The sequence below is a fragment of the Shewanella rhizosphaerae genome, from assembly GCF_019457655.1.
GTDB lineage: Bacteria > Pseudomonadota > Gammaproteobacteria > Enterobacterales > Shewanellaceae > Shewanella > Shewanella loihica.
Genome location: NZ_CP080420.1, coordinates 3,373,843 through 3,398,667 on the forward strand (window position 1 = coordinate 3,373,843; position 24,825 = coordinate 3,398,667).

The 24,825-nt window shown below is 52.1% G+C and carries 19 protein-coding genes; 3 read left to right on the top strand and 16 right to left on the bottom strand.

Translation table 11 applies throughout. From position 1 onward, the window contains the following. Window positions 1-60: 60 nt before the first annotated feature. The 5 genes from dapB to dnaK all read right to left on the bottom strand — a co-directional run bounded on the left by dapB (window position 61) and on the right by dnaK (window position 6,315). Entirely contained in the window at window positions 61-876 is an 816-nt protein-coding gene (dapB, locus tag K0I63_RS14695; protein ID WP_011866637.1) for a 4-hydroxy-tetrahydrodipicolinate reductase, read from the bottom strand. A gap of 96 nt (window positions 877-972) precedes the next feature. Then, window positions 973-1,590, bottom strand: coding sequence for a BamJ family beta-barrel-assembly machinery protein (gene bamJ / locus K0I63_RS14700; protein WP_144203819.1), 618 nt, complete (start codon window positions 1,588-1,590; stop codon window positions 973-975). A 260-nt stretch (window positions 1,591-1,850) separates the two neighbouring features. Then, window positions 1,851-2,639, bottom strand: a complete 789-nt coding sequence (locus K0I63_RS14705; RefSeq protein WP_220081508.1) for a M48 family metallopeptidase — start codon at window positions 2,637-2,639, stop codon at window positions 1,851-1,853. A 276-nt stretch (window positions 2,640-2,915) separates the two neighbouring features. After that, window positions 2,916-4,046 carry a molecular chaperone DnaJ gene (dnaJ, locus tag K0I63_RS14710; RefSeq protein WP_011866640.1) on the bottom strand — a complete coding sequence of 377 codons (1,131 nt, stop codon included), beginning with the start codon at window positions 4,044-4,046 and terminating at the stop codon, window positions 2,916-2,918. 355 nt (window positions 4,047-4,401) lie between these two features. Next, window positions 4,402-6,315 (bottom strand): molecular chaperone DnaK, encoded by a 1,914-nt coding sequence (gene dnaK / locus K0I63_RS14715; RefSeq protein ID WP_011866641.1) that lies wholly within the window; start codon window positions 6,313-6,315, stop codon window positions 4,402-4,404. A 307-nt stretch (window positions 6,316-6,622) separates the two neighbouring features. Here dnaK and K0I63_RS14720 point away from each other — a divergent pair, with 307 nt between their 5' ends. Then, on the top strand, window positions 6,623-7,549 hold the full coding sequence (locus K0I63_RS14720; protein WP_220081509.1) for a DMT family transporter: 927 nt from the start codon (window positions 6,623-6,625) through the stop codon (window positions 7,547-7,549). Between the two features lie 95 nt (window positions 7,550-7,644). Here the strand turns inward: K0I63_RS14720 and K0I63_RS14725 are convergent, their stop codons facing one another. From K0I63_RS14725 to K0I63_RS14745, 5 genes are all read right to left on the bottom strand, one after another. Then, on the bottom strand, window positions 7,645-8,286 hold the full coding sequence (locus K0I63_RS14725) for a hypothetical protein (protein WP_220081510.1): 642 nt from the start codon (window positions 8,284-8,286) through the stop codon (window positions 7,645-7,647). 283 nt (window positions 8,287-8,569) lie between these two features. Continuing rightward, window positions 8,570-9,859 carry a glutamate-5-semialdehyde dehydrogenase gene (locus tag K0I63_RS14730; protein WP_220081511.1) on the bottom strand — a complete coding sequence of 430 codons (1,290 nt, stop codon included), beginning with the start codon at window positions 9,857-9,859 and terminating at the stop codon, window positions 8,570-8,572. A gap of 34 nt (window positions 9,860-9,893) precedes the next feature. Next, window positions 9,894-11,012 (bottom strand): glutamate 5-kinase, encoded by a 1,119-nt coding sequence (gene proB, locus K0I63_RS14735; protein WP_220081512.1) that lies wholly within the window; start codon window positions 11,010-11,012, stop codon window positions 9,894-9,896. 227 nt (window positions 11,013-11,239) lie between these two features. After that, window positions 11,240-12,529, bottom strand: coding sequence for an NCS2 family permease (locus K0I63_RS14740; RefSeq protein WP_011866646.1), 1,290 nt, complete (start codon window positions 12,527-12,529; stop codon window positions 11,240-11,242). A gap of 885 nt (window positions 12,530-13,414) precedes the next feature. Next, window positions 13,415-14,947 (bottom strand): M17 family metallopeptidase, encoded by a 1,533-nt coding sequence (locus K0I63_RS14745; RefSeq protein WP_220072038.1) that lies wholly within the window; start codon window positions 14,945-14,947, stop codon window positions 13,415-13,417. Between the two features lie 423 nt (window positions 14,948-15,370). Here K0I63_RS14745 and K0I63_RS14750 point away from each other — a divergent pair, with 423 nt between their 5' ends. Further along, complete coding sequence (locus K0I63_RS14750) at window positions 15,371-16,831, top strand: aminoacyl-histidine dipeptidase (RefSeq protein WP_220081513.1); 1,461 nt, start codon at window positions 15,371-15,373, stop codon at window positions 16,829-16,831. Window positions 16,832-17,365: 534 nt separating this feature from the next. Here the strand turns inward: K0I63_RS14750 and K0I63_RS14760 are convergent. From K0I63_RS14760 to K0I63_RS14785, 6 genes are all read right to left on the bottom strand, one after another. Next, the gene (locus K0I63_RS14760) at window positions 17,366-18,451 is read right to left on the bottom strand and encodes a hypothetical protein (protein WP_220081514.1); all 1,086 of its coding nucleotides are present in this window, start codon (window positions 18,449-18,451) and stop codon (window positions 17,366-17,368) included. Window positions 18,452-18,603: 152 nt separating this feature from the next. After that, window positions 18,604-19,008 (bottom strand): hypothetical protein, encoded by a 405-nt coding sequence (locus K0I63_RS14765; protein WP_220081515.1) that lies wholly within the window; start codon window positions 19,006-19,008, stop codon window positions 18,604-18,606. A 673-nt stretch (window positions 19,009-19,681) separates the two neighbouring features. Next, window positions 19,682-20,089: a GFA family protein gene (locus K0I63_RS14770; RefSeq protein ID WP_220081516.1), complete on the bottom strand. Its 408-nt coding sequence runs from the start codon at window positions 20,087-20,089 to the stop codon at window positions 19,682-19,684. Window positions 20,090-20,611: 522 nt separating this feature from the next. Beyond that, complete coding sequence (locus K0I63_RS14775) at window positions 20,612-20,962, bottom strand: hypothetical protein (protein ID WP_220081517.1); 351 nt, start codon at window positions 20,960-20,962, stop codon at window positions 20,612-20,614. A gap of 65 nt (window positions 20,963-21,027) precedes the next feature. Beyond that, window positions 21,028-21,681: a DJ-1/PfpI family protein gene (locus tag K0I63_RS14780; protein ID WP_220081518.1), complete on the bottom strand. Its 654-nt coding sequence runs from the start codon at window positions 21,679-21,681 to the stop codon at window positions 21,028-21,030. Between the two features lie 864 nt (window positions 21,682-22,545). Next, entirely contained in the window at window positions 22,546-23,442 is an 897-nt protein-coding gene (locus K0I63_RS14785; protein ID WP_220081519.1) for a LysR family transcriptional regulator, read from the bottom strand. Between the two features lie 187 nt (window positions 23,443-23,629). Between K0I63_RS14785 and K0I63_RS14790 the strand changes: the two genes are divergently transcribed. Continuing rightward, window positions 23,630-24,814 (top strand): acetyl-CoA C-acyltransferase, encoded by a 1,185-nt coding sequence (locus K0I63_RS14790; RefSeq protein ID WP_220081520.1) that lies wholly within the window; start codon window positions 23,630-23,632, stop codon window positions 24,812-24,814. Window positions 24,815-24,825: the final 11 nt, after the last annotated feature.

The following is a 24,825-nucleotide window of genomic DNA, read 5'->3' on the forward strand; positions in this document are numbered from 1 at the left end:
CTATAGATAAGCGGTACTTTCTTTCAAAAAAAAACGCCAAATTGGCGTTTTTTTTAAAGACTAATCCTTCAGGCCCAAGACCTGTTGCATGTCGTATAATCCGGGGCCCTGATCGCCCAGCCAAAATGCGGCGCGCATGGCACCGTTGGCAAAGGTCATACGACTCGAGGCCTTATGGGTGATCTCCAGACGCTCACCGATATCGGCGAACATGGCGGTGTGCTCACCCACCAAATCACCGGCGCGAATGGTAGAGAAGCCTATGGTCTCACGGCTACGCTCTTCGGTGATCCCCTCACGGCCATAGACGGCGCATTTTTCCAGGTCGCGCCCCAAGACCTCGGCGATCACCTCGCCCATCTTGAGTGCAGTGCCTGACGGCGCATCTTTCTTATGTCTGTGGTGACCCTCGATGATTTCGATATCTGTGTAGTCGCCCATCACCTCGGCGGCCAGCTCCAGCAGGCGCCACATCAGGTTGACCCCCACAGACATGTTAGGCGCCATCACGATCGGCGTGTTCTCGGCGTAGGCGGCAATCTGCTCTTTCTGGGCATGATTGAAGCCTGTGGTGCCGATGACGATCGCCTTACCGTTACGCGAACACCAGTCGGTATGCACCACACTGGCCTCGGGCGAGGTAAAGTCGATCAGGATATCGAAGTCGTCTACGGCATTGTCCAGCGAATCAGTGATGGCAACATTCATCGCGCCCACACCGGCGAGTTCGCCCGCATCGACACCTATCAATGTGGAACCCGCACGCTCAACCGCCGCACCTAAATAGATATTGCTGCTGAGTTTTGCCGATTCAATAAGAGTTCGGCCCATGCGACCACTGCCACCGGTTATCGCCACTCTTACTTGCTCTGTCATCTAATTCTCCTAAACATTTGCTGCGGTTATTTGAGCACAAGGCTAACGCCAAATCATTTCAAAAAAAAGCCTAAGCAAACGCTTAGGCTATTTCGATTAGATAATGTCGAGCAATTCCACTTCGAACACAAGTGCCGAATAAGGAGGAATTGAGGCACCTGCGCCACGCTCGCCATAGGCCAGGTGATGCGGTACATACAGCTTCCACTTAGAACCAACTGGCATAAGTTGTAGTGCCTCGGTCCAACCGGCGATCACGCCAGAAACTGGGAACTCGGCAGGCTGGTCGCGCAGTACTGAACTGTCGAATACGTCGCCGCTGATGAAAGTACCATGGTAGTGAGTACGCACAGTCGAATCATAGCTAGGCTTGTCGCCTGAACCTTCGGTAATGATCTCATATTGCAGACCAGACTCTAGAGTCACAACGCCGTCACGCTTTTGGTTTTCAGCGAGGAAAGCTTCGCCTTCGGCCGATGCAGCCGCGGCAGCTTCTTCCTGAACCTTTTGAATACGCTGACTAATCTCAGTGAATGCAGTTTGAAGATCTTGCATAGAGACAGCACTCTCTTTACCTTCAAACGCATCTGACAGACCAACCTGAACAGCTGAAATATCGATACCTTCGAATGAGTTAGCTGCGAGCTGCTCGCCTAATTGGCGGCCAACGCCGTAGCTGGCGTGCTGTTCAATTGTGGTGAACTTATCAGACATAATGATTGTACTCTCATTTATTCAATTAATTTCGCGGCGGATTTTATCACAGACTGTGATAAAAAACCTAAAAATTGCCCCTAGGGTCTGTTTATCTTTCAGGTTTACTTTTTGTTCAATCTAAACGCGGTTTGCTCAAGGCGAGAGCAATGAAGCATAGTTGCACTATGTAAATTGCGAATAACAAAGAGCAAGGCGCGTTTAGATGAACCCTTCGGGCAGCTTTTGCTGTAAAAACAAACAGGAAAAGTCAACAGCCCCTAGTCGCAGCGATTTTTTCCACTGGCGCTCGCGGCTCGATACAGCGGCGCCACCTCCGGCAGCATCTGCTGTAGATCGGCGATGCGGTGGTCATGGGACGGATGGGTCGACAGCAGCTCTGGGCCCTGGCTGCCTCCGGCCTTGGCCATGTTCTGCCACAGGCTGATGCTCTGGCTGGGGTCAAACCCGGCTCTGGCCATCAGCTCGACGCCCATCACATCGGCCTCACTCTCCTGGGCGCGGCCATAGGGCAGGATAAAGCCATATTGAGCGCCCAGGCCCAGGGCCGACATGTAGAGGTCTTTGTTGCTCAATCCGCTGACATCGATGGCGGCGCCGGCGATCTGCATGCCAACGCCTGTCATCTGCGCCCGTGACACCTGCTCGTTGCTGTGATTGGCCAGCACGTGGGCCACCTCATGACCGATAACGGTCGCCAGCTGATCCTGAGTCTTCGCCACCTTGAGCAATCCGGTATAGACGCCGATATGCCCTCCAGGCAAGGCGAAGGCGTTCACCTGATCCGATTCGAACACCACCACCTCCCAGTTGGGCTGACGGCCCGGCAATACCGAGGTGATGCGGTTGGCCACACAGGCCACATACTGATTGACCTGCTTATCCTGGCTCACCTTCTGCTGCTTCTTCATCTCAGCAAAAGATTCGGCCCCCATCTGGTCCATCTGCTGGGCTGAAAACAGCAGGGTCTGTTTACGCCCTGTGGGCGATTGTGTGGTAGCGCAGCCGGCTAATAAAAGTATTACCAGCGCCGCGGTTAACTGTTTCATCTCTCATCCCTTCTCGTTATGAAACCTTATTCTTGGCTATTTAAAGATAGCTAATAGCAATCACGGTAAGTAAGTGATTAGAAATAGTGCAGGAAAAACGGTCGAGAACAGGGCAGAATTTTTCGATAAGTAGTTATTCTACAATCAAAAATAGTAACGCAGTTATCGGACGTTTTAACAAACTAGCATGATCAATTATTTACTACGATTGGTATAAAACATATAGCGATAAAAAAACCTCGCATCGCGAGGTTTTTCATTGTGTATCAGCAAGGCTTAGCTGTTCAAGTCCTGAAAGAACTTCTTCACGCCATCGAAGAAGCCTTCCGCCTTAGGGCTGTGCTTCTTTGATGAACCCGTCAGGGTGTTATCGAACTCACGTAGCAGCTCTTTCTGCTTGTCGTTCAGGTTCACCGGCGTTTCCATCACCACCTTACACAGCAGGTCGCCGACCGCATGGCTGCGCACCGACTTGACCCCTTTACCACGCAGGCGGAACATACGACCGGTCTGAGTTTCCGATGGGATCTTCAGGTTGACCTTGCCATCGAGTGTCGGCACTTCGATCTCGCCGCCCAGTGCCGCCGTGCTAAATGAGATAGGCACTTCGCAGTAAAGGTTGTTACCGTCACGTACGAAGATGGCATGCTCACGCACTGTGACCTGTACATAGAGATCCCCTGGAGGTGCGCCAAACTCGCCCGCTTCCCCTTCGCCCGACAGACGAATGCGATCGCCAGTATCCACACCCGCAGGAATTTTCACCGACAGCGTCTTGCTCTTCTCTACCCGGCCTTCGCCATGACACTTACCGCAAGGATCTTTGATGATCTTACCGCGGCCATGACAGGTAGGACAGGCTTGCTGCACAGCGAAGAAACCTTGGCGCATCTGCACCTGGCCCTGACCGTGACAGGTACCACATGTGGTGGGTGAGCTGCCTTTCTTGGCGCCGCTACCGTCACAGAGGTCACAAGTGGCTAAGGTTGGAATACGCAGCTCTTTAGTCAGGCCACGCACCGCCTCTTCCAGTGACAGTTCCAGGTTGTAACGCAGATCTGAGCCGCGCGCCGCCTGACGCTGGCCACCACGGCGTCCACCACCGAAGATGTCACCAAATACGTCACCGAATACATCACCGAAGTCGGCGCCGCCGCCAAATCCGCCACCGCCGCGATTAGGATCGACACCCGCATGACCAAACTGGTCATAGGCCGCCTTCTTATCGCTGTCGGTTAGAATTTCGTAGGCTTCTTTTACCTCTTTGAAGCTGGCTTCGGCCGCCTTGTCACCTGGGTTACGGTCCGGGTGAAATTTCATGGCGAGGCGCTTATAGGCCTTCTTAATCTCACGCTCGCTGGCGTCGCGACCTACGCCCAATACTTCGTAATAATCTCGCTTTGACATAGTCTCATACTTTCTGCGCTAGGGTCTGTTGACCTTTTAGGTTTACTTTTTGTTCAATCTAAACGCGTTATGCCCAAGGCTCGCGCTGCGCAGCATAGTTACTCTATGTAAGTCGCACGTAACGCAGGGCAAGGCGCGTTTAGATGAATCCTTTGGACAGTGTTTGTTGGCCATTTCTACGGCGTTATCGCCTGCTTATGTAGAATAACTACACCGCACAGGCTCTGCCTTGTATAGCTGGCCAACAAATAACTGCAAAAACAAACAGCAAAGGTCAACTGACCCTTAAGTTGTACGAACGGGCGTTAGAGTTACCCCATAACGCCCGCTGGAAATAATTTAGGCTGGGCCTGAATTATTTTTTGTCGTCTTTAACTTCTTCAAACTCGGCATCGACAACATCATCAGCAGGAGCTTCGTTAGACTGCTGAGCCTGCTCGCCTTGGCCAGCTTGCGCCTTAGCCTGAGCGATCTCCATCAGCTTGGCAGACGCTTCCATCAGGGCTTGCGTTGCCTTTTCGATAGCTTCTTTGTCGTTGCCCTTAGTGGCAGTGTCGACGTCAGCCATCGCAGCTTCGATCTTCTCTTTGTCTTCGCTTGGCAGTGCATCGCCCGCTTCTTCGATCTGCTTCTTAGTCGCGTGAACCATGCCATCAGCCTGGTTGCGTGCAGACACTAGCTCTTCGAACTTAGCATCTTCATCGGCGTGCGCCTCAGCGTCGCGTACCATAGCTTCAACTTCTTCATCGCTCAGACCAGAAGAGGCCTTGATGGTGATGTTCTGTGCCTTACCCGTCTTCTTGTCGGTCGCAGACACGTGCAGAATACCATCGGCGTCGATATCGAAGGCCACTTCAATTTGTGGCATGCCACGTGGTGCAGGCTCGATACCTTCCAGGTTGAACTGACCCAGCGACTTGTTGGCGCTAGATTGCTTACGCTCACCCTGTAGCACGTGAATGGTTACCGCGCTCTGGTTGTCATCTGCCGTTGAGAAGGTCTGACTAGCCTTAGTCGGGATAGTGGTGTTCTTCTCGATAAGCTTAGTCATCACGCTGCCCATGGTTTCGATACCCAGAGACAGAGGCGTTACGTCTAGCAGCAGTACGTCTTTCACATCACCAGCCAGTACACCCGCCTGAACCGCAGCACCGATAGCAACCGCTTCATCTGGGTTAACGTCTTGACGCAGCTCTTTGCCGAAGAAGGCAGAAACTTCTGCACGTACCTTAGGCATACGGGTTTGACCACCCACCAGAATCACTTCGTTGATGTCTGATACAGACAGGTCTGCGTCAGCCAGTGCCACTTTTAGCGGCTCGAGTGAACGTTGGATCAGGTCTTCAACCAGAGACTCAAGCTTGGCGCGAGTGATCTTAACCACTAAGTGCTTAGGACCTGTCGCATCTGCCGTGATGTATGGCAGGTTAACTTCAGTCTGAGTCGTGCTAGACAGCTCGATCTTCGCCTTCTCGGCAGCTTCTTTCAGACGCTGCATCGCCAGTGGATCGTTACGTAGGTCCAGAGACTGTTCTTTCTTGAACTCGTCGGCCAGGTAGTTGATCAGACGGTTATCGAAGTCTTCACCACCTAAGTGAGTGTCACCGTTAGTTGCAAGCACTTCGAAAGTTTGCTCGCCATCTACGCTGTCGATCTCGATGATAGAGATATCGAAGGTACCACCACCTAGGTCGTATACCGCAACGATATTGTCGCCTTGCTTCTTATCGATACCGTAAGCCAGTGCCGCAGCGGTAGGCTCGTTGATGATACGCTTAACTTCCAGACCAGCGATACGGCCGGCGTCTTTTGTCGCCTGACGTTGTGAATCGTTAAAGTAAGCCGGAACGGTAATAACCGCTTCGGTTACTGGCTCGCCCAGGTAGTCTTCGGCAGTCTTCTTCATCTTCTTCAGAATCTCTGCAGAAACTTGTGGCGGTGCCATCTTCTTATCGTGCGCTTCAACCCATGCATCACCGTTGTCTGCCGCGATGATCTTAAATGGCATGATGTCTACGTCGCGCTGTACTTCATCATCTTTAAAACGACGACCGATAAGACGCTTAATAGCAAAGAAGGTATTCTTTGGGTTTGTTACAGCTTGGCGTTTCGCAGGCTGACCAACTAATACTTCTTCGCCTGTATATGCGATGATCGACGGGGTAGTGCGATCGCCTTCCGCGTTTTCAATCACGCGTGCTTTATCGCCATCAAGTACAGCTACACAAGAGTTAGTTGTACCTAAATCGATACCAATAATTTTACCCATGGAGTCCTCCAAAAAAACTTTTAACTTACGCTAACTTTGTTATCTGATTCAGATATGGGGATAGGCGAATTCGTTTTCAAGCCTAATTTTCCGAGCCAATATCTTTCCTTAACACCCTATATTGGGACAGCAATTGGGAATACAAGGGCAAGAAAGATAAAAATTAACTTAATTGAGTATTTTTTTGATCTTAAAAGCTGCCGGGTGGCCAACAAGAGGCGTATAATGCATGCAATCGAAGTAAAACTCCCTCTGTGCCCCAGGCGCGTGGGATTTTTTTAGTTGTCTCGTTTAGTGAGAAGGTTCAGTGAAATCATCCAACCAAGCTTATCTCTATGCCTTAGCGGCCATCTTACTCTGGTCGACCGTCGCCACCGCCTTCAAGTTGGCGCTGAGCCATTTTACGCCGCTACAGCTGGTGTTTGTCGCCGTCTCGACCTCTATCGTCGCCCTAGGCGTCATACTCGCCGCGACCGGTAAGCTGCACCTCATTAAGCGCCAATTTAGCAGTCGTCCCTGGTTCTATCTGCAGACCGGGCTGCTCAATCCCTTCCTTTATTATCTGGTGCTGTTCAAGGCCTACGCCCTGCTACCTGCCCAGCAGGCGCTGTCGCTCAACTACACCTGGGCTATACTGCTGCCGCTGCTGGCGGTGCCACTATTGAAACAGAAGCTGCGCAAGAGCGATCTCACCGCGGCGCTGGTCGCCTATCTGGGTGTCTTCGTCATCGCCACCAATGGCGAGATCACCAGCGCGCGCTTCGAGAGTGCCACCGGGGTACTGCTAGCGCTCACCAGCACCCTGCTTTGGTCCCTCTACTGGATAGTCAACACTAAGGATGAGGGCGACCCAGTGGTGAGTCTGCTGCTGAGCTTCTTGGTGGGACTGCCGTTTATTTTGGTGACCCTGCTGCTGACCCAGTCGCTGCCGAGCTGGGATCTCAAGGCCCTTGGCGCCGGCATCTATGTGGGTCTGTTTGAGATGGGGGTTACCTTCGTCCTCTGGTTAGTGGCGCTGAAGAAAGCGGATCGCACCGCCAGCATGAGTACCCTAGTATTTATCACCCCCGTGCTCTCGGTGGGCTTCATCGCCTGGATCCTGCAAGAGACCATCACCCCGTCGACCTTTATCGGTCTGGGACTTATCCTGACCGCGCTGGCGCTGCAGCAACTATTGCCTCAGCTTAAACGCCTACGTACCAAAACAGACCCTGCGCTGACGCCGGAGAACTAAAGTCATCGGTTAACATAAGCTGTCAGAGATAGACGCCCTTGCATAAAAAACCGACCCTGAGGTCGGTTTTTTTATCGCTTATTGATTTTCGGTGGCTAGTTGCGCACGTCTATCTCGCCCACACCTACCGAGACATACAGATGGTCATCGCCAGCGGCGCCTTGCTGATGATAGCTCTGGCTCACCAAGTTCTGGTTCACCTTGAGGCGCTGACCACCGTCACGAATGCTCACCTCGCCCACGCCCGACTCGAGCGATACATCACCAAAGCTCGCCTGGTGCGTGATCTCCGCGCGGCCTACTCCAAGTTCCACCTCTATGCTGGCACTCAGGCCATCGACGATCACCTCGCCCACGCCGGCATCCACCTTGAGCGCGGCGTTACGGGGCAGATAGACACGCCACTTCTGATTCACATCATCCTGATCCGCCAGGCGTAGCACCAGCTTGTCGCCGTCGTCGAGAATATCGAACTTGGCCGAGCTCACATCGCTGTTTTGCCAGAAACCAAACCATTTCGAATCGTTGGCTTTTACGACCACCTCGACCCGCACCTTATCCTGGTCGCCGGCGATCAGCTCCGCCTGACCCACATCCATATCCAGCGCCACCTTCTGGCCGCGATAATCGAACTCATCGTTGAGTGTGATGCTAGAGGCCGCCTGAGCACCTACGCTCATCAAACCTACTAGCAGACTTAAACTTACCAATGCCTTGTTAACCATGTTGTTTTTCATCTTAAGCTCCGTAACCGACTCCCTGTGAGATTGGTTAAGACAAAGCAAGCAAGATGCCAAAACTGTAACCTGTTGTTATTAAGCGGATTTAGAGTAATTTCGCATTTTTGATTTAAGGTTTTCCCAAACAAGTTGCGAAACTCACCAAGGGATCTGGTCAATTTCATCACTAACGAGCAAGGGATAAAGCTTCTGAGATAAAGTGACTTATATAGCACTTAGCGAAGCAGAAAAACGAAAAGGAGCCCTAAGGCTCCTTTAAACTACTGGCTGTTAGAACGAGTTAACCGCGGGCGGTGTAGTCGCCGACGCCAATCCACTTATAGGTGGTAAGCGCCTCGAGCCCCATCGGGCCTCTGGCATGCAGCTTCTGAGTCGATACCGCCACCTCGGCGCCCAGGCCAAACTGACCACCGTCGGTAAAGCGGGTACTGGCGTTAACATACACGGCCGCCGCATCCACCTCGTTGATGAAATGGGCCGTGGCATGAATGTTATCGCTCAATATCCCCTCGGAGTGGCCACTGGAAAAGCGGCGAATATGGGCGATCGCCATATCCATATCATCCACTACCCTGACACCTAGATTTAGCGACAGCCACTCTGTGCCATAGGTCTCATCACTCGCCTTGTGAGTAACAGTGCCTGCATCGGCACCTATGGTCTCGGCCTGTTCACAGGCATGGAAACTCACGCCGAGTGCACTTAGGTGAGCATAGAGCTTAGGCAGAAAAGTTTGGGCGATAGACTGGTGAACCAGCACAGTATCCAGGGCGTTACACACCGTCGGGCGCTGCACCTTGGCATTGGCGATCACCTCGATGGCTTTTAGCTGATCCACCTCGCTGTCCACATAGAGGTGACAGATACCGATACCGCCCAAGATCACCGGAATGGTCGCCTGCTCGGCGCACAGGCGCTGCAGGTTCTGACCACCACGGGGCACTATCATATCCACATACTTGTCGAGCTTGAGTAGGCCAGAGACCAAGGCGCGATCAGGATCTTGGATCAGCTGCACCGCATCGCTCGGCAGTCCCTGCTCACTAATGGCTTCCCTGATCGCCTCGCTTAATGCCAGGTTAGAGGCCAGGGTCTCCTTGCCACCTCGCAGGATCACCGCATTGCCCGTCTTGAGCGCCAGCACGGCGATATCCACGGTCACATTGGGGCGCGCCTCATAGATAACCCCGAGCACGCCAAGCGGTACCCGGCGGCGGGATAGACGCAGCCCGTTATCCAGCAGCTGGCTCTCCAGCTCGCTACCGATAGGATCGGCCAACGCCACCACGTTTTCGATGTCGGCAATCACGCCCGATAGTCGCGCCTCGTCCAGCAGCAGTCTGTCTATCATGGCATCATTCAGGCCGTTTTCCCGCGCCTTGGCCACATCCTGCTGATTAGCTGCAACTATCTGTGCGCGCTTATCGCTAAGCTTAGCGGCGATCGCCCTAAGCAGGTCGCGCTTCTGCGAAGCCGTGAGGCTCGCCATGGCGTAGCTGGCCGCCTTGGCCTGCTCGCCGAGTGTGTTTAAATACTGCTGTTTATCGTCCATCGTTTCTGTTCCACTCATCTTTAATCTGCACAGATTGACTCTGCCGAAAACCTTACAGGACCACCATGTCGTTACGATGCACTATGGCATCGCCGTAGTCGTAGCCCAGCAGCGACTCAATTTCATCCGAATGTTTACCGGCGATCTTCTGCAGATCTTTGGCGCTGTAACGACTCATGCCCCTGGCATGTTCACGCCCCTGCTCATCCACCAGTTGCAGTGTGGCGCCGCGGTCGAACACGCCGCTCACCGACAAGATCCCCTTAGAGAGCAGGCTGCGCCCCTTCAGGGTCACGGCATTGATGGCGCCGCTGTCCAGCACCAGCCGGCCCTTGGTCGCCGGGCCCGCCAGGATCCACTGTTTGCGGCTCTCCAGCGGATTTTCCAGTGCGGTAAAATGGGTGCCCACCGGCAGCTGACATACGGCATCTAAGATCACCTTAGGATGATGACCCGAGGCGATCACCACCTCGACTCCGGCGCGGCGGGCAATATCCGCCGCCTGCAGCTTGGTCGCCATACCACCTGTGCCCAGGCCGGAAACCGCGCCGCCCGCCAGGCTGCGCAGGCTGTCGTCGATATTGACCACCTGCTTGATAAGCTTGGCATCAGGGTTGGCCCTTGGATCGGCATCGAACAGCCCCTTCTGATCCGTCAGCAGGATCAGCAGGTCGGCATCACACAGCAGCGCCGCCCTGGCCGACAGGTTGTCGTTGTCGCCCACCTTGATCTCGTTGGTGGCCACCGCATCGTTCTCGTTGATGATAGGAATGATGCCGTTGGCCAGCAGGGCGTTGAGTGAGTCTCTGGCGTTGAGATAACGCTCTCTGTCATGCAGATCGGCGCGGGTCAGCAGCAGCTGGCCCACATGCAGCCCATAGATACTAAACAGCTGTGACCAGGCGAGGATCAATTGACTCTGGCCGACGGCCGCCAGCAGCTGCTTGTTGGCGACCGTATCCGGCAGTGTGGGGTAACCTAAGTGCTCGCGTCCGGCCGCGATGGCGCCCGAGGTGCACAGCACCACTTCGACACCCGATTTCATCAGCTTGGCCATTTGTCTGGCCAGCTCAACCATATGCGCCTTATCCAGCTGGCGCGATCCGGAGGTGAGCACACTAGTGCCCAACTTTACCACCACACGGCGGTAGCCTATCTCACTTAAGTTCATTGACATTTAGACAGAAAAAAACCGAACCCCAAGTTATACCCAATCCCCAGGGCAAATGGTAGCGGGGAAGATAAAAGATTAGAGCCAGTCTACTTTCCTTCAATAAAAGCCCATAAAAAAGGCCATACATTTTATGACCTTTAATCTAAGCTGGCTGGCACTCAACTTAAGCTAAATTCGGCTCCTGCCAAAAACCTAAGCATAGAAGAACTTAGCCATAGATGAACTTAACCATAAATAAATTTGGCCAGGAACAGCGCCGCCAGCACCAAGACGCCCAAAGAGAGATCCTTGTAGCGACCACTGAAGAGCTTGATCCCCGCATAGGCAACAAAGCCCATGGCGATGCCGGTCGCGATCGAAAAGGTTAGCGGCATCAAGATACAGACCACGACCACAGGCGCGGCCTCGGTGAGATCTTCCCAATCCACATGCACCAGGCCAGACATCATCAGGATGGCGACATAGAAGAGTGTGCCCGCAGTCGCGTAGGCCGGCACCATGCCCGCCAGCGGCGAGATAAACAGCGACAGCAGGAACATGATCCCCACCACCACGGCGGTGAGTCCGGTGCGGCCACCTGCGCTCACCCCGGCCGTACTCTCGATATAACTCGTAGTCGTCGAGGTGCCCAACATGGCCCCGGCTATGGTGGCGCTGCTGTCGGCGGTCAGGGCGCGGCCTAGACGCGGCAGTCTGCCTCTGTCGTCGAGGAAGCCGCCGCGCTGAGCCACAGCCACCAGGGTGCCAGAGGTGTCAAATAGATCCACAAACAGGAAGGCGAACACCACGGAGAGCATGCTGATCTCAAGCACATTGGAGAGATCCATCTTCATGAAGGTGGGCGCAATCGACGGTGGCGTCGAGATCATGCCGCTATATTGCACATCCCCCAGCAGCAGGCCCAGCGCCGTGATCCCCAGGATGCTGATGATCACCGCCGACTGATAGCCTCTGTGTACCAGGGCGATAATGATGAAGAAGCCCAGCACAGACATCACCGCCGGCAAGGCGGTCACATCGCCCATGGTCACCAGAGTCGCGGGGCTGGCCACCACTATGCCGGCACTCTTGAGGCCAATCAGCGCCAGAAACAGGCCGATACCGGCGGCGATCCCCAGACGCAGCGACATAGGGATGCTGTTGACGATCCACTCGCGGATCTTCACCAAAGAGAGGATCAGGAAGCAGATACCCGACAGGAATACAGCCCCCAGCGCCGTCTCCCAGCTGTAGCCCATCTCACCAACCACCGTATAGGTGAAGAAGGCGTTGAGCCCCATGCCCGGTGCCAGGGCGATTGGATAGTTTGCCACTATGCCCATCACCAGACAGCCCACGGCCGCGGCCAGACAGGTGGCGACGAACACGGCGCCATGGTCCATGCCCGCATCGGCCAGCATCATGGGATTGACGAAGATGATATAGGCCATGGTTAAAAAGGTGGTCAATCCGGCCACCACCTCTTGTTTTAACGTTGTTTGGTGCTCGGTTAACTTAAATACTTTTTCTAACATGGAACGAGGTTCCTTGATTTAATTATGGTTTATTTAGGTAGGGTAAAAGTTGAAACCAAGTTAACGACTTGATAACAAGCGACGATTATATACGCAATAATTGCGCAAACGCGAGCCAGTTTAGAGCCATGACTCGAGACGATTGCATAAAGGTGATCTACGCCAGATTTATCGCCGGGGATGCGAGACAGAGATGGCAAATTTCAGGCAAAAAAAAGCCTGCTCAAAGAGCAGGCGAGACATGTTTCAAGTGTTCCGAAAGGAAAGAGTTACCGCGCTAGCGGGTTACACTGGCCTACCGCTCAATGAGCAATAGACAACTTGAGTCTAAAAATCCCCAAATGGGGTAAGGTTGATGGATGATGCAACTACTTTAATCAAGTGAACTAGGTTCAAATGATCTCAGGGGTAGTTAACCCTTAAAAGTCATAGCGTACAGACCACCGCGAAGGGCATCGGTACAAAACCAAGTATTCTGCCAATAAACGTGCTGAATTCCTGTATAAGACATAGTCATTAACTCCTAACAAAGTTGAAAAAATAATCTCTAGTGAAACTTGGCAGGCCTTTCATTTCCGGGGCCATGCCGCAGTCAACTTGTCGCTCGGTTCCTTGGAGAGTTATCCATCCTGGATAGACTTTGAGGTGGAAGACACTGTGTCTAACCAACGAGAGCCATTATATTTAAATGTAGTTTTATTACAAGCTTTTTTTCTATTTTTTTTAAAAAACCCTTCAAACTGTAATTTTACTACATCAAAACCCCTTTGCGAGGCGGGGCGAGATCACGCTTTTTCACCCTATTGTGATCCGGCAACAAAAAGGGGCAAGCCTATGCTTGCCCCGGTCAAATTTTGCGCCCAGCTAGGCTAGGGTCTGCTTAGTTCAGCCACGGATCAGCTGACACAAACTAACAAGTGGCGCCGCGGTAGGCGTGCCATACAAGGGGTCACCCTCGGTCGCACTACCCGCGATATCCACATGGGTGTAGGCCAGCGGCTTGTCGCTCGTCAGGCCATGGGCCTCCAGCCCTGAGGCTTTCAGCAAGAAGGCCGCGGGATACTGATGGCCCCTGGCCGTCACGGAGGAAGGCGCGTTGTTGGACGACAACACGTCCGCCGCGCCAGAAGGATCGACAATCTTCTGATAATCGTCGCGGCGCAGGCGCGATACTTCTATCGGCTCACCCCAGGCCTCGCTGATCGCCTGTAGGCTGTCACCCACCTGCTGCTGACGCGCCACGGCATTTTCGACCACTGCGGTATAGCCGCCGTAGGCGCGCACCACATGGCCGGTCAGGGTCGCTACCGAGAAGAGCTGCGGCGCCACGGCATCCTGCGCCTTGAGTCTGAGGTGCGACAGCAGATCCGCCAGCACCAGGCGCCCCTCGGCGTCTGTGTTACCGATACGCACCCGTACGCCGGCGTGGCTGGTGATGATCTCGTCGGTCACGAAGGCCTCGCTGCCTATGCTGTTACGCACCAGGCCAAGCTCGGCCACCACACGAACGCCTTTAGGTTTCAGTAGGGCCAGGGTCTTCATCAGGCCGGCAACCGCGGCCGCACCGCCCTTGTCGCGGCTCATCCCCGCCATGGCGCCGCCAACCTTAAGGTCGGCCCCGCCCGTGTCATACACCACGCCCTTACCGGCAAAGAAGTAGCTGCGCTCGATCGGCCCCTCGGCCTTATATTCCAGCTTGACCACTCTCGGCTGATGTCTTGATACCGCGAAAGAAGCCCGGCCCACCGCGCTCAGCAGCGGATAGTCACGCTCCAGCACGTCTCTGTCTTCGACCACAGACATGGTCAACCCCAGCCCCTTAAGCGCATCGACACAGTACTGGGCAAAAGCTGGCGCCGACATGCGCTCTGGCTCTGTGCCGCAAAGGTCGCGCGCCAGGTGTTTACCCGCCTCGATGGCGCTAAGCAGCTCAGCGGCCTTATCGTCCACCAGCAGGCCGATCTGTGAGATGTTATCCATCTCACCCAGTGCCTCGCGGCGCTCCAGCGACTGCCATAACGCCTGGGCACAACCCAGCGCCGCAACCCCCATGGACTGCGCATATCTCGCCTGAGTCGATGGCGTGACGATCAGCAGCGGGCGTCTTGCGCCGGCATCGAAGGCTACTTTTATGCCCTGGCGAGCGGCGTCGCTATAACCGCGCACATCCTGAATATCGCTGTCGCCATCGGCCACTGGCGCCACAATCAGGCGCCCCCCGGCCAGCCCGGGAGCAAACAACAGCGTGGTCGAGCGCCCTACCCTGGCATCCACCTGGGCGCCATGGCTGGCGAGCATGGCCAGCTCCTCCTGGGCGATGGCGTCTAGGCCATGGGTTACCAGTACCACGGCATCCCACTGGTTATCGTCAAAAATGGCTTCTGAATCTGTTACATCTATAAATTGAACCCCGGTCATGCCTCATCCTTTTCATCTAGCGGTTTTTCGGTCTTAGCCGAATCAACTGGCACCTATATAAGCCATACAAGCGCCCTGAGCTTTGACAGATCTTTGCCTGCCTATCGTGAATATCAACCTCTCACTAAAGACAATACTAATCCCTGCCATCTCTGTAAGGCCGCTTACCCAAGGTTTGAGGGTTGGGTTAAGGCCATGTCCAGCAAGGTTAAATCGCCGTGAGTGTTGGCATTATTCTCCTATCTGGCGCCAATGCCAAATGAAAATAATGATGCCGCCCCCTAAGGCGCCTTTTGGCGGGTGGCAACTTAGTATGACACTTGATGCATCCCCGCCCGCTTTCATGCCCCCGCACCACTAGAGTCTATGATAGACTATCGCCAAATTAGACCTCAAAGACCTTTATTACAGAGGAGTTTGTCCGTGAGCACATTAAGTCAATTGCAACCTCAGGCACTTTGGCAGTGGTTTGAACAGATCTGCGCCATTCCCCACCCTTCCAAGCATGAGCAGGCGCTAAGCCAATACATCCAAAACTGGGCCAAAGACAAACAACTCAGCGTTGTCGAAGATAAGGTCGGTAACCTGATCATCAAGAAGCCGGCAACCCCTGGCATGGAAAACCGCAAGATCGTGGCCCTGCAGGCGCATATCGACATGGTGCCGCAGAAAAATGCCGACAAGGTGCATGATTTTGAGAAAGATCCTATCGAAGCTTATGTAGACGGCGAGTGGGTTAAGGCCAAGGGCACCACCCTGGGCTCAGACAACGGTATCGGCATGGCCTCAGCACTGGCGATCCTCGGCAGCGACGACATCCCACACGGCCCGCTGGAAGTGCTGCTGACCATAGATGAAGAAGCAGGCATGACGGGTGCCTTCGGTCTGGAAGCCGGTTACCTTGACGCCGAGATCCTGATCAACACAGACTCAGAGCAGGAAGGCGAGATCTACATGGGCTGCGCCGGCGGCGTCGATGCCCAGATCACTGTGCCTATGGTATGGCAGGCGGCCGAGCCGAGCCTGTCGACCTACACCCTAACACTCTCAGGACTTAAGGGCGGTCACTCAGGGGTGAACATTCACCTGGGCCGCGGCAACGCCAACAAGCTGTTGGCCCGCTTCCTGTTTAACCACGCCGACGAGTTGGCCCTGGAGCTCACCAACTTCAGCGGCGGCTCGCTGCGTAACGCCATTCCTCGTGAGGCCAGCGTCAGCTTCATGCTGCCAAGCGAAAACCTGCCACGCCTGGAAACCCTGATCCAGGAATATACCGACCTGGTCCGTCAGGAACTGGCCATCGCCGACCCTGACATGCTGCTGACCCTCAGCGAGATCCCGGCCGCAACTCAGGTGATGAGCGAAGCCACCCAGCAGACACTGATCGACCTGCTAAACGCCTGCCCTAATGGCGTGATGCGCATGAGCGATGAGATCCAAGGAGTGACCGAGACCTCGCTCAACGTTGGCGTGATCACCACAGAAGCCGAATCGGTAAGCATCCTCTGCCTCATCCGCTCGCTAATCGACTCGGGCCGCGAAGAGGTCGAAGGCTACCTCACCGCCCTGAGCAACCTGGCCGGTGCCGAAGTGGAATTCAGCGGTGCCTACCCAGGCTGGAAGCCAGACAGCAGCTCTCCCGTGATGGCGATTGTGAAAGACACCTACGAGTCTATCTACAACAAGGAACCCGTCATCATGGTGATCCACGCGGGTCTGGAGTGTGGTCTGTTCAAGAAGCCTTACCCAGAGATGGATATGGTCTCCATTGGCCCCACCATCCGTTTCCCACACAGCCCAGATGAGATGGTACTTATCGAGACCGTCGAGCAATACTGGAAGCTACTCCTCGCCGTACTGGAACGTATTCCAGAGAAAGCGTAATAGATAGCAGAACTAGGTAACTGATGAGAAAAGGCGTCTAACAAGACGCCTTTTTTGTTGGCGAAATTTAGGGGTTATCTTCGTAAAGGTAGAATTTAATGCCTTAGCGTAATAGAACACGCCTTGATTTGAGCCTCTACCAGATTCTGGTATTTGAAAGGTTATGGAATGTCACCACTTCATGGTGTATCAATTGCCTGCAGCATGCCTTTCGCGCAAACACGCTTTTGGCTCGCAGCAAGTCCATCCATGATTTCGAAGGCCATAAGCGAGTTCACACCGAGTTATCAGTCTCTTCGATTTGGCCTTTACTTGTATCATCCGAAAATCAAAAGCTAAATCATTTTTGGACATTTCTGCGTTAGGACTTTTGCTCTACTATGTGAGTTTAAATTTAATATTTCTATGGCTAACGCTATGTTAAGGTGTGAGCAACGCAATACAGATGCCACCGCATACCACCTTAAGTACTGAACGCAACGCATAGAAAAATGGCAAGCGTTGCGAATCACTCTTAAACAGATTGTTAAACGTCTATTTTTGGGGAACTAATTCAATACACTTTTCGAAAAATTCAAGCGCTCGACAATGGCTGGATTTTTCAATGGAAAAATATTCCCCTTGACCAAGTTCTCTCTTTTTATTTGGATCTTTGTACTTAAAAGCAGCAATGTCAAAATTTGCACAAAATACTGCCTTTATGACGTTCTCTGTCTGGGTGTAGCTACGAACTTGATACACCTTAGTACAGCTGAGCTCAGGATGAGAGTTGTGGTGATCCCTAAGCCTTTTTTCTAAATTGACATCAGACTTAGAACCACCAACTTTAATCAAGTCATTGTCCAGAACTGCAAAGTAGACATACTCATGTTGATCATGCTTTCTATGATTAAGCTGCTGCGAGCTTGTCTTTTCCTTTACCACCTCAAAAATATTATCAAGTGCAATTCTTGCTTCAGATTTACTTACAGAATAAAAAGACTCAATGTCATCATGACTATAGTCGAAAACATTTTTGTTTACAGACTTGCATGCTTCAGTAAACGACTTTCCACTGCGAATCAATTCGCAAAGATATTTACATTCTTCTCTTCCAAACCAAATAGGGAGATTATTGATTTCAATTTCCTGCATCCAACTAAGATTTTCATCAGGGTTAACAGAAAAGTATTTCTTAAACTGAGTTTTTGCATTAAAATCGTTGTCGATTTTCACATCATTGCTGTAATTATCTTTAAGGGCTTTAATCAACTCATCTCCAGTCAATTTACGAGCTAGATTGAACCTATGGACAAAACCATTTGATTCGCGAACATAGCCTAGTGTTTCACTGTTAAATTTAAGACCTTTCGGCAATCTCGCAATAGTCTTGATTTTCCATACCTCACTGGAAAATGAATTAAAATTATGCTTTCCATTCGTTGAATTTTTTATCTCCTGACCAATCAAACTAGTTCTAAGATCTTTTCGATTATTTGGAAAGGCTCGGTTATAAAAAACATTAAGTACTGAACTTGCTGAAGATGAATTAAAAGGAACGCAGGTTAAATATTGAACATTCTTTGCGAAACATTCACCATGTTCAGCTATTAACACTCTCACAAAATTACTTACTGACACAAAAACCTCATAAAATTCATAAATACATTATTAAGCCCAAAGGAGCTATTACTAAAAGACGTTTAACGCCCTAATAATGGGCAAAAAATTGTTTGCTAAAATGTTGAGGAACGAAAACAGCAAACTGTTTTTTGTCCTTATTAATTAGCTTGTTATAAAGCATGTTCACCCAAGTACGTATTAATGTCACGTAAAAAGTCTGTTGGTTTTGAAACGTCAGCACCTTCTGGGAAAACAAGCACTCCAGTATTTTCTAAAGCTATTGCAGCTTGGTAGCAAGCAACTGGGTTAGTTTTTTGTGAATTTTTCATCACTTCGGTATAGAGCTTTGAATGAGAGCTATCATAAGATTTGCCAAGAGCAAACAATGCGCTTGATAGGAGTTCAGTTTCAGAGGTTATATGTGACTTAATATAAGAGGTAAGCAGCTCGGCAACTTCCTCAACAGTTTTGCTTGATAAGCCAGAATCCTCCAACCTAGATTCAAAAAATGAATCAAGTTGACCTCTTTCTTTTTCAAATCTAAATGCCGAAGCTAGAATTAATTCACTATCCATATTGATGCTTTATAACGCTTATTAGCGAGAATGCCGCCTATGTAAATCACTTGCTACTAATGTACATCGCGGCAAACTTTTTTAACTATCTGAAATTTATATCAATAACAGCATTACATAACAAGGAGAAAATAAGCAGCCCGAAAACAAAGAGAGACTTCATTTAACGAGACCTCCACAACTCCCTATTAAATGGCTGATGCTCAGTTTTTTACTAAATTTAATCAATTAGTTACGAATTCTCAAAAAACAAAGCGAGAATCTCAAGATTACATAGTAGGAAGCGAAAGGGGCGCTTTTTTGCAAAATCCCATTATACCTGTATAGATGCGCAATCTAGCGAGTAGAGTTTGGCAACCTGCCGAACACTCATCTAGTCCTCCTACTCACATCAAGTGAAGCCAAATCGAAGAGACGTTGGATACCGAGTGTAGATACGCCGGTGAGCTTCCGAAACAGGGATGTTTCGGTAGAGCCTAAAGGGATTTATTCACGGCGTCTCACAGACGTATCTGCACATCCCTCGCCGGGCAGGCGTTAGGTTGCAATAAGGTAAGACTCTCAGATACCTTTCAAATAGCCAACGCGACACAGGCTTCGACCGACAATCTAAGAATGCCTAATCTGGCATCCCCAAAGCGGCACCTACATGCAAATGTACCGCTCCTGCCAGTTAGGGCTGCTTATCATAAACGGCTACACCTTCGGGGATTGTGAACCAGCTTTGCTTCTCACGGACCCAGACATGGGCGGTGGGGACGATCAGACTGGTGTCAGACAGATTCGACGGCTTGAGCTTAATCTTACTGGGATCTTTAGGGTCGAAGTGATAGATGCGGTTACCACAGGTGGGACAAAACTTGGCGCCATTGACATTGCCGCTATCGGCAACGCGACTCCACTCGGCCATCTCGCCCTGAAATTCTATGCTGTCGGCATTCACCACGGCCGTGATACTAAAGGCACTGGTAGAGAGCTTCTGGCACTCCTTGCAGTGACAGGCCACCACCATCAGCGGCGCCGAATGCAACTCATAGGTCACCCCACCACACTGACACGCCCCTTTCACCGGATACTCCATTTCCATCTCCATTGGTTGTAAAACTCTAGCGCCATTCTACTCCTCACTACCGCATTTAAAAACAAGGAGCCATGCTGAGCAAAGGCAGGTTATATTGACGAAACACCACAGTCACTTGCTAGGCCAGAAAGTCGGTTCATTACTGAACCACCGACAACTTGATAACTCATTTGGGGCAAAACCAAGCCCGCTTTTTTGATTAGCTATTCGTGTCCAACGCCGCCAAATCGAAGAGACGATAGATACCGAGTGTAGATGCATCTGCGGACGTCGATGGCAGGGCCAAAAATGTTCCTAACATTTTTTGGCATTCCCAACATCCATGTAGGTCAGATGCCATCGTCGAGCCTCCAAGGATAACTCTCAGTAAAATAAAGGGCGGCGTGTAGCAGATGTATCTGCACAAAAGCGAGCCGCAGGCTATTAATTACAGCGAAGGTACGACCTTCAATCGCCTCTCCAGCATCCATGCTGGTCTGAAGACGAACAGCCTGTCGCCAAATGCTATTCAAACAGGACGCCCTAATGACTTCCCTGTTTGTTCCATTTACGAATGACATTTCCATGCTTATCACGCCAACCTTCAATTTCGGGAGTGGAAAGAAGGTACGCATGAAAAGTAATAATTCCGAGTGTTTTACGAATTCTCTCGGCCCAAACAACACCCGCAATAGCGCCGACACCAGCTGTGCCGTAACAGACATTTAAGGCCGTTTCGAAGTCAAAAAGATAAAATCCAAATACACTCAACATACCAAAAATTGCGGTTGAAGAAAGTACGATTTGAAAGTACAGCCATGCAAAGATTAACCAAGCGGTTAGATCTAGATAGCCTTCCAGTGGTTTCATGATTAATTGCTTCAGAAAATTCATATAACTCCATTTATTTACTTCTGAATTTTACGCTTACCAGCTAACGCCTAAGCGCACCTTACTCCTTAAACCACCAAAGACTCGGCATCACTCTCACACGCTGAGCGATACTCATAGGCGGATTCCGCCGATTGGATAGTCTCGGAAATAAGCGTTTCGAATATCTCCATTTGCCCTGCGGGGATCAACTGATTCTGGATCTGTTTGCGTTTCGCCGCATCGAACAAACGCTCGGCTAGCCAGCCCACTAGATAGAGGAGAGAAAGACAGCCACCAGCGGTTGCTATATTCCCCTCTATCACCAGGGGTAGATCCTGAACATCACCGCCCATACCCACTAAAGCCGCCTTAGCATCTGGGTTTGTCGTTAGCTTCTTCCCCTTCAGTAACCCCAACTCATGAAGCACAAAGGAACCCGCACATATAGAGCCAATCAACTGCCTGCTCGGATCGAGTTTTAAGGCAGACATAAAATTCTCATCTTGCAGCGCCGCGGGAATACCGCGGTAACCACTGGTGATGAGGACGACATCTTGATCCTTTACCTCAGACACATGACCATGAGTCTTCACTGTCATCCCTAGCTGTGAATGATGTTCGGGTTTAGTGCCGAGTATCCTGACCGTCCAGCTATCAGAGGTTCTTCCCAGCAAGTCATTCATCAAAAAGAAATCCACATCGGTAAAGTCATCAAACAACACGATGCCAACTTTATACATAATCCCCGTCCCCTTAATCACTTAGCTATGAAACGAGTCACGCCTTACTGTGAATTAGCTATATCTTTGTAGCCCCAAGCTAGCGTGAACATCAAAGAGGCGACACCCAGCCGCCTAAAATCCAATTTATTCAATAGCGGCAATTGGTTATCAGAGTTATATCTCACAAGCAACTAAGAAAGCACTCAAAAATCCCGAGCCTCCCCCAGTTCAAACCCAGATATCGAAAAATTCAGCCTTACGACTTATTCAATCAAGAGCCCCCGCCGGGCCGACGTTAGGTTGCCATGAAGTGAGAATCTCGAAAAATTTTGCCAAGAACTATTTGGATAAAAGCGACAATAGATTTGCCATACAGGTAGCATCACATGGCATTTGAGTGCCGACTTGCACTATCCCTGCGGTGACACGCATCAAGCACCTCCCTGTGTGCTCTACCTCGGCGTCTGACCTCCATGGTAGGAGGAAATGCTACGAAATGTCTGGAACATTTCTAGCCATGCCTCGGAAGGTCACCGCCCTGACAGTGCAAATCACCAAATGAGCCCCCCATAGGATTACAGAAAACCTTAAATCGAAGAGACGTTTAGATACTGGTGTAAGCACACTTTTGGCTCTCGGCGGCATGGACGCCGCCGCGAAGCCTCCAAGGACGGAATCTCGGCGTGCCAAAAGAGTGCTTGCACATACGTCGTTCCTTCACATCCCTGTGACCACGACATTGGTACTTCCTGTACATCCCCCGCCGGGCAGGCGTTAGATAAAGATGAAGGTGTGACATTCAACCTTCCAGCCAATAAACAAGGTGGTGAAGGCAATAGCTAGATTTCACCGACCAAAAATGGCAGGCGAACATTCGCCAATCTACCCCTGCCCCTGCATCAAAGCAGTAATAAACTCCCGCAACCAGCGATTGGCGTTATCCTGATCGGCGCTGCGATGCCAGTAGAGATGCCACTCTATCGGCTCCACCTCGAAGGGCAGCTTGAGGACCTTAAGGTCGGTATTTTTCGCCAGGCTCTCGGGGACTGTGGTTGCCAGATTCGTCTCGGCCACCAGCTTGGGCGCGGCCTGATGATGCTTGGTGCGTACCTGGATGTTACGGTGTTTGCCGAGACGGTTAAGCGCGGCATCGACATAACCTACCCCCTGACGGCGGCTGGAAACATGAACATGGGAGAGGGCCAAGTACTGCTCCAGGCTCAGGGTGTCGCCAACCTCAGGATGCTCCTTCCTCACCAAGCAGACATAGGGCACAGTAACCAATGGATGATGGTAAAGGTCTGGATGGGTCACTATGGGGGCGTCGATGGCCAGGTCCAGCCTGCCGGAAACAAACTCCTTGAGCATCTCCTCTCGCGATACCGGATAGCTGGAGATAGACAGCCTGGGCGCATGCACCTGCAAGGCGGCAAGCAGGGATGGCAACATGGTCTCTTCGGTTACATCGAACATCCCCAGCTGAAAGTGATGCTCCGCAAGTAGGGGGTCGAAGCTGTCCCCAAGGTGCATGCTACTGCTCAGCAGCTTCAGGGCTTCGCGCACCTGGCCTATCATATTTTCTGCCACGGGGGTGGGCATCATTGCCTTGGGGGTGCGGATAAACAGGGGGTCGTTGAGGCTGGTTCGCAGTCGGCTCAGGGCATTGCTGACCGCGGGTTGAGTGATACAGAGACGCTCGGCTGCCCGGGTGAGGTTGCGCTCGGTATAGATGGCGTCGAACACCACAAACAGATTTAAATCAACATTTTGTAGACGCATTGGCGCTCCCATCGGCAGCTGGTTATATACATCACATGAATAACAAGGTATCAAAATAATAAAGTACGTAAATATTAGTACAGCCACTATACTTTTTTCAACGCAAAGATCGCCAACGGGCGGTCTAAACCATTATTAAAGATGCGAGGATTGAGCATCAATCCGTCATTAGTTTAGGGAGCCCAAGATGAGAGAAGCCGTAATCGTATCCACCGCCCGCACCGGGATGGCAAAGTCATTTCGCGGATCGTTAAACAACACCAAGTCCCCAACCATGCTGGGTCACTGCATCAAGCACGCTGTCCAGCGCGCCGGGGTCGAGGGCGGCGAGATAGATGATGCCATCATGGGCACAGTGCTCACCGCCGGCACCGCCGGGATGAACATCGCCCGCAACGCCGTGCTGGCCGCAGGCCTGCCTAACACCGTCTCGGCCCAGACCATAGACCGTCAATGCTCATCGGGCTTGATGGCCATCGGCATGGCCGCGAAACAGATCATCGTCGATCAACAGCTGATAGTGGTTGCCGGCGGCCAGGAAAATATCACCGCCGTACAGAATGAATATATGAAGTGGGCCGCCGATAACGCCGACCCCAACGTGATGCAATTCGAGCCCCACGCCTACATGCCAATGCTAAAGACCGCCGAGCATGTGGCCAAGGTCTATGGCGTCAGCCGCGAGGCTCAGGACATCTACGCCTTGATGTCGCAACAACGCACCGCGGCCGCTCAGGAGGCAGGCTACTTCGACGACGAAATCGTCCCCTTCACTACCACCATGGCGATTCAGGACCGCGAGACCAAGGCGATCTCTTACCAGCAGGTGACCCTGGATCGCGACGAGTGTAACCGCCCATCGACCACCATGGAGAGCCTGCAAAATCTGGCGCCTGTGATCGAAGGTGGCTTCATTACCGCGGGTAACGCCAGCCAGCTGAGCGACGGCGCCTCCGCCTGTGTGGTGATGGAGCGTAAACTGGCCGAGCAGCGTGGCCTAGCGCCACTTGGCATCTACCGCGGCATTGCGGTAGCCGGCTGCGCGCCGGAAGAGATGGGCATAGGCCCCATCTACGCCATCCCTAAGCTACTAAAACAGCACGGTCTGACCATAGACGATATCGGACTGTGGGAGATCAACGAGGCCTTCGCGGTGCAGGCACTCTACTGCCGCGACCACCTAGGTATCGATCCCGCCCGCTACAACGTTAACGGCGGCGGCATCTCCATCGGCCACCCCTATGGCATGACAGGCTCGCGTCTGGTGGGCCATGCGCTCATCGAAGGCAAGCGCCGCGGCGTGAAATATGTGGTCGTCGGCATGTGTATCGGCGGCGGCATGGGCGCGGCCGGTCTGTTCGAAGTCGCCTAACAAGACGCGGC

Coding starts and splice junctions, on each gene's coding strand:
- K0I63_RS14790 (WP_220081520.1), top strand. CDS start 23,630: ATGAGAGAAGCCGTAATCGTATCCACCGCCCGCACCGGGATGGCAAAG.
- dapB (WP_011866637.1), bottom strand. CDS start 876: ATGACAGAGCAAGTAAGAGTGGCGATAACCGGTGGCAGTGGTCGCATG.
- K0I63_RS14740 (WP_011866646.1), bottom strand. CDS start 12,529: ATGTTAGAAAAAGTATTTAAGTTAACCGAGCACCAAACAACGTTAAAA.
- K0I63_RS14705 (WP_220081508.1), bottom strand. CDS start 2,639: ATGAAACAGTTAACCGCGGCGCTGGTAATACTTTTATTAGCCGGCTGC.
- K0I63_RS14780 (WP_220081518.1), bottom strand. CDS start 21,681: ATGTATAAAGTTGGCATCGTGTTGTTTGATGACTTTACCGATGTGGAT.
- K0I63_RS14770 (WP_220081516.1), bottom strand. CDS start 20,089: ATGGAGTATCCGGTGAAAGGGGCGTGTCAGTGTGGTGGGGTGACCTAT.
- K0I63_RS14785 (WP_220081519.1), bottom strand. CDS start 23,442: ATGCGTCTACAAAATGTTGATTTAAATCTGTTTGTGGTGTTCGACGCC.
- bamJ (WP_144203819.1), bottom strand. CDS start 1,590: ATGTCTGATAAGTTCACCACAATTGAACAGCACGCCAGCTACGGCGTT.
- dnaK (WP_011866641.1), bottom strand. CDS start 6,315: ATGGGTAAAATTATTGGTATCGATTTAGGTACAACTAACTCTTGTGTA.
- proB (WP_220081512.1), bottom strand. CDS start 11,012: ATGAACTTAAGTGAGATAGGCTACCGCCGTGTGGTGGTAAAGTTGGGC.
- K0I63_RS14725 (WP_220081510.1), bottom strand. CDS start 8,286: ATGAAAAACAACATGGTTAACAAGGCATTGGTAAGTTTAAGTCTGCTA.
- dnaJ (WP_011866640.1), bottom strand. CDS start 4,046: ATGTCAAAGCGAGATTATTACGAAGTATTGGGCGTAGGTCGCGACGCC.
- K0I63_RS14730 (WP_220081511.1), bottom strand. CDS start 9,859: ATGAGTGGAACAGAAACGATGGACGATAAACAGCAGTATTTAAACACA.
- K0I63_RS14775 (WP_220081517.1), bottom strand. CDS start 20,962: ATGAATTTTCTGAAGCAATTAATCATGAAACCACTGGAAGGCTATCTA.
- K0I63_RS14765 (WP_220081515.1), bottom strand. CDS start 19,008: ATGGATAGTGAATTAATTCTAGCTTCGGCATTTAGATTTGAAAAAGAA.
- K0I63_RS14745 (WP_220072038.1), bottom strand. CDS start 14,947: ATGACCGGGGTTCAATTTATAGATGTAACAGATTCAGAAGCCATTTTT.